The sequence below is a fragment of the Pseudomonas sp. AL 58 genome (assembly GCF_036348395.1).
GTDB lineage: Bacteria > Pseudomonadota > Gammaproteobacteria > Pseudomonadales > Pseudomonadaceae > Aquipseudomonas > Aquipseudomonas defluvii.
Genome location: NZ_JAZBQR010000046.1, coordinates 1 through 3,834 on the forward strand (window position 1 = coordinate 1; position 3,834 = coordinate 3,834).

8 protein-coding genes and 1 pseudogene are annotated in these 3,834 nt (G+C 58.4%); 2 read left to right on the forward strand and 7 right to left on the reverse strand.

What is annotated here, in order from left to right:
- Positions 1-21 precede the first annotated feature (21 nt).
- The 3 genes from UIA24_RS22845 to UIA24_RS22855 all read right to left on the reverse strand — a co-directional run bounded on the left by UIA24_RS22845 (position 22) and on the right by UIA24_RS22855 (position 1,444).
- Positions 22-276: a hypothetical protein gene (locus UIA24_RS22845; protein ID WP_330524017.1), complete on the reverse strand. Its 255-nt coding sequence runs from the start codon at positions 274-276 to the stop codon at positions 22-24.
- Positions 273-767: a hypothetical protein gene (locus UIA24_RS22850; protein ID WP_099775275.1), complete on the reverse strand. Its 495-nt coding sequence runs from the start codon at positions 765-767 to the stop codon at positions 273-275. Before UIA24_RS22850 ends, UIA24_RS22845 begins: the two co-directional genes overlap by 4 nt.
- A gap of 83 nt (positions 768-850) precedes the next feature.
- A complete protein-coding gene (locus UIA24_RS22855; protein WP_330524018.1) occupies positions 851-1,444 on the reverse strand; it encodes a hypothetical protein in 594 nt (197 codons plus the stop codon).
- A gap of 77 nt (positions 1,445-1,521) precedes the next feature.
- On the opposite strand from UIA24_RS22855, the gene UIA24_RS22860 reads away from it, so the two are divergent.
- Positions 1,522-1,770: a hypothetical protein gene (locus tag UIA24_RS22860; protein WP_330524019.1), complete on the forward strand. Its 249-nt coding sequence runs from the start codon at positions 1,522-1,524 to the stop codon at positions 1,768-1,770.
- Here the strand turns inward: UIA24_RS22860 and UIA24_RS22865 are convergent.
- Both UIA24_RS22865 and UIA24_RS22870 read right to left on the reverse strand, forming a co-directional pair.
- Positions 1,758-1,979 carry a hypothetical protein gene (locus UIA24_RS22865; RefSeq protein WP_330524020.1) on the reverse strand — a complete coding sequence of 74 codons (222 nt, stop codon included), beginning with the start codon at positions 1,977-1,979 and terminating at the stop codon, positions 1,758-1,760. The two genes, UIA24_RS22860 and UIA24_RS22865, sit on opposite strands and share 13 nt — an antisense overlap.
- A gap of 37 nt (positions 1,980-2,016) precedes the next feature.
- On the reverse strand, positions 2,017-2,142 hold the full coding sequence (locus UIA24_RS22870) for a hypothetical protein (protein WP_330524021.1): 126 nt from the start codon (positions 2,140-2,142) through the stop codon (positions 2,017-2,019).
- 99 nt (positions 2,143-2,241) lie between these two features.
- Between UIA24_RS22870 and UIA24_RS22875 the strand changes: the two genes are divergently transcribed.
- The gene (locus tag UIA24_RS22875) at positions 2,242-2,535 is read left to right on the forward strand and encodes a hypothetical protein (protein WP_330524022.1); all 294 of its coding nucleotides are present in this window, start codon (positions 2,242-2,244) and stop codon (positions 2,533-2,535) included.
- Positions 2,536-2,594: 59 nt separating this feature from the next.
- Here UIA24_RS22875 and yejK read toward each other — a convergent pair whose 3' ends face one another.
- Together yejK and UIA24_RS22885 are read right to left on the reverse strand one after the other, a co-directional pair.
- Positions 2,595-3,602 carry a nucleoid-associated protein YejK gene (gene yejK / locus UIA24_RS22880; RefSeq protein WP_330524023.1) on the reverse strand — a complete coding sequence of 336 codons (1,008 nt, stop codon included), beginning with the start codon at positions 3,600-3,602 and terminating at the stop codon, positions 2,595-2,597.
- 43 nt (positions 3,603-3,645) lie between these two features.
- Positions 3,646-3,834, reverse strand: a pseudogene (locus UIA24_RS22885) (hypothetical protein); the annotation flags it as partial.

Sequence of the window (3,834 nt, forward strand, 5' to 3'; positions counted from 1 at the left end):
GCTGCCGAATCGAAAGTGCTTTCACAGCGAATACCTCTCTTCATTCCAGAGCGCTGGCGCCTGTGTAGGGGTAGGGGAGTTGTCGAGCTGGTCGCCGACTTGGTCCTGGGCACGCTGCTCGCCAGCCAGTTGGCTATCCGGCACGCAACTGATCCCGGCATCGTTCAGGATGTAGCAGGTCACCCCACGCTGGCTGTCGTGCTGCACATCGATGACGTTCTCGGTTGCGCTGGCGCCGGTGGCCAGCAGCAGGAGGCAGAGGGCGAGACGGGTCATTGCTCGACCTCAGCAGATTCTGGAATTTCCTCGAACTTGTAGGTCTTGATGACCCTTTCCTCGACGCCGGCGACCTTGATGAACTTGGCCTCATCCACCCACGGGTAGGCATTCGGCTCGCCGTGCTTGCCTCCGCCGCTCATCTCGCAGAAAGCCAGGGCACGGCCATCGGGCAGGATGAAGGCTTTAACGTCGATCTCGTAGTTACGATTCCAGCTGTAGTGGCACCAATACGGGATTCCGTGAACATCTTCGGCCTCGTAGCGCACCTCGTTGATGGCGTCGTCATGCTCGTTTTCGTCGAACAGAGCCTCCAGCAAATCACCCGGTGCTGCGGCCAGAAAAGCCAGGTCGATGTCGATATCCTGCCCATCGTCGTCGGTGAACGTGTAGGTGTATCCGAACTCAAGCCCTTTGCGCATGACAAGCAGCTTGGCCAGTTGACTTGCAGTGAGCATGCTCAGGGTTTCGTGGATATTTTCATCAAGCATAGGGATTCCTTGGCCGCCATATCGCGGCTGTTCAATAGAGGGGAGAGGGGTATTTCGGAGTGGAGTACAAATGTACTCTTTGGTCAGTTTGGCTTGGTGTCGGCGTTCAGGGAGTCATGGAAAGCAACCACTGCTCGATTGTATGCAGCTGAACCCTGCACGCTCATGCCGATGATTCGCAGCAGCTCTCGCGCCGAGTGCTCCTGCTCGGCCAACTGGGCGCGTAGGGTGGCGATCTGGTTGTTGCGCCCTTCGCAGAGGAGCGCCCACTTTTTCTCGCGCCGCTGAACACTACGCAGCATCTTGCGAGCAAACTCCAGCTCGCCAGCATCGGCGTGGGTGTAGAGTTTTGTCCCCGGCTCAAGCCAGGGCCAAATGTCTGCGAAGGGTGCAATACCGGCCTCGGTGGAAGCTCGCATCACGCCCACCGGCTCGCCCTGGTGCTGCAGGGCTGGCTGCAGGTCGCAGAGGGCGATATCGGGCGCGGTGCACTGGGCGGCATCAATGGCGACCATCGCTAGGTCGCGGTCAGTCATGCTGGGCGCGACCTTTAGGCGAGTGATGCACGCTGTTGCGGCTTCGACCTGGCGCTCTGTCCAGATGCTGCGTTCAACCAGCATGTAGCCTTCTGGCACGCTGACCATCTCGGTATTGCTGGATCGGTTTTCTGTGGGCATGGGGATACCTGCGTTGCTTGCGCTCGACGCCTTTTCGTGCGTTGCTTGTCGCCCAAATTAAGAGCGGAGAGCGCGAGATGAGCGAAAAGATTTTCGGGGATGTTGTTATCTGGGCTGGCGCTTCAGAGCTTGGTGGCGGGTACTTTCCGATCATCAGTGTTCGTCGTGGAGATGATCAGTCATTGCACGCAGTGATCCGCGATCAGAACTACATCACGCTGGAGTTGGCGCATGACGCGGCGAAAGATGCTGTGTCGAAAATCACGTCGATCGATAATGCAAACGTGCTCAAATTTTCCGATGGGAGCAGCCTTCAAGCTGCCTGACTGGCTGATGGATAATCCATCCAGCCAACCTTCGGCATCTTGGTTTTCTGATTGATCACCGGTTTGCCTTTTGCGTCGGTGATCTCGCACTTGGCCCTGATACGTAGATCGCGGCACTTACCGGTCTTCCTCGCAAGCTCCATGAACTGCTGGGCATATTGCGGCGCGTCGAACAGTTGGCTCAACTGCTTCACCTTCTCGCCGGACATGATCTTGGCTGCCTGCTGCTCAACGGCTAGCTCCCACTCAGCTATGGTCAGCTCCAGGGGGGGGGCAGCCAATCTTTCCGCTGGGCTTGGTGGTCTTGGTAATCTTCCTGGCCTCGGCCAGCGCTACGTCGGCGGTCATGCCGAAGACTGCGAATGTGCTCATGGTTATCTCCAGGCAGCCACCAGCCTCGCCGGGGTGGCGTGATTCGTTGAAGTGGGGTATTGGTGTGCAGCCCGGCATGGAGCCGGAGGGAGAAGCGTGATGAGTGGATTTGATGGCGATGACGGTTTTTCAGGGTTTCTCGGGGAACTGCTGGATAACGGTCATATCGATGGAGATGCTGCGGGTATCACGCGGCAGGTGATCGACAAAGGTGAAGACTCACTGTCAGATAAGCAGAAGTTCGTCTTCAAACGAGACGTTCTTTCTCTCGTCCCCGGAGAATGTGTTCGAGGGTGTGACATTCCATGGAGCGAGAAATACGAGGCCATGGATAACGGCGGGTTCTGTAGTTGGTGCGCAAAAATGAAAGAAAGCGCAGACAAGGACGACTAAACGGACGCTAGCCTGGCCAACCCTCAGCGCATTAGGTGAGGCCAGGCCGCGCAGTAAATTCAGGCAGCGCGGCGCTTGAGCTGGCCGATCAACTGCGTCGGTAGATTGCGGATGGTCAGGCTGCTGTTGGCCTGGTCGAACTCTATCTTCGAACCGAGCAGGTGCGACTCAAAGCTGATCGACATGCCCTCAGCGCGTCCGGTGTAGCGACGGAACTGGTTGAGGGTGCGCTTGTCAGCTGGGATCTCAGGCGAGAGGCCGTAGTCCTTGTTGCGGATGTGGTCGTAGAAAGCCTTGGGGCGGTCCTCATCGATCAAACCGGAGAGTTCCTCCAGGCTGATCGGCTCGCCCATCTTGGTCTGGGTGGTGGCGTAATCGACCAGGGTCATGGTTTTCTCGCGAGCCGACTCCTCATGCAGATCCTCGCTCTCCACGAAGTCGCTGAAGGCCTTGAGCAGGGTACGGGTCTCGCCCGGGCCGTCGATGCCTTCCTGACAGCCGATGAAGTCGCGGAAGTAGTCGCTCGACTTGCGGCCATTCTTGCCCTTGATGAACGAGATGTACTGCTTTGACGCTGGGTTGCTGCGCCACTCGCTCAGGTTGATGCGCGCGGCTAAGGATAGGGTGCCGGTATCCAGATGACGGGAGGTGGCTACACCTAGGTCGGCGGTGACTGCTATCGTCTCAACTTGCTGCAGGATGGCGACCGTCAGGTAATCCGTCAGGCCTTGGGTGTAGAAGGCGAAAAGGACGTGCCCACCAACGGACAGATTGGATTCCTCCATCAGCTTGGTCAGGTGCTCGGCGGCGGTGCGGGTGAAGTCGATGAACTCCATGTCGCCGTTGACGAACTTCCCCAGCCAGCCGCTCAGCGGGTAGGCGCCGGATTCTCCATGGAAGAAGCCCCAGGCCTTGCCCGTCTTGGCGTTGTAGCTGTCGTTCACGTCATGCAGTAGGTTCTCGATGGCCTGCGTCTCCGGCAGGCTATCGGTTGCCAGGTGCAGGACCGCAGGGCTTCCGTCGGGCTTCTTGTCGATCTGGTGAATAACTGCGCGGCGAATGGGCATAGGTGTTCCTCCGTGGCCGGCGGGCGGCCTGGTGGCAATAGGGTTAATTCAGGATGTCGAGCTGCGCGGCTTTACACTGTTGCTCGCCGTGCGGGAGCGGTTTAGGTGCTTCGATTTCGCAGCCTGGATCACGCTTCAGTTCTGCTCGGCTTGCTTTGTCGAACTGACGCGCTAGTTTTGGTGTTATCTCAAAAGCTGACGCGTCAGGTCGCTTCAAGCGGCGAGCCTGCTC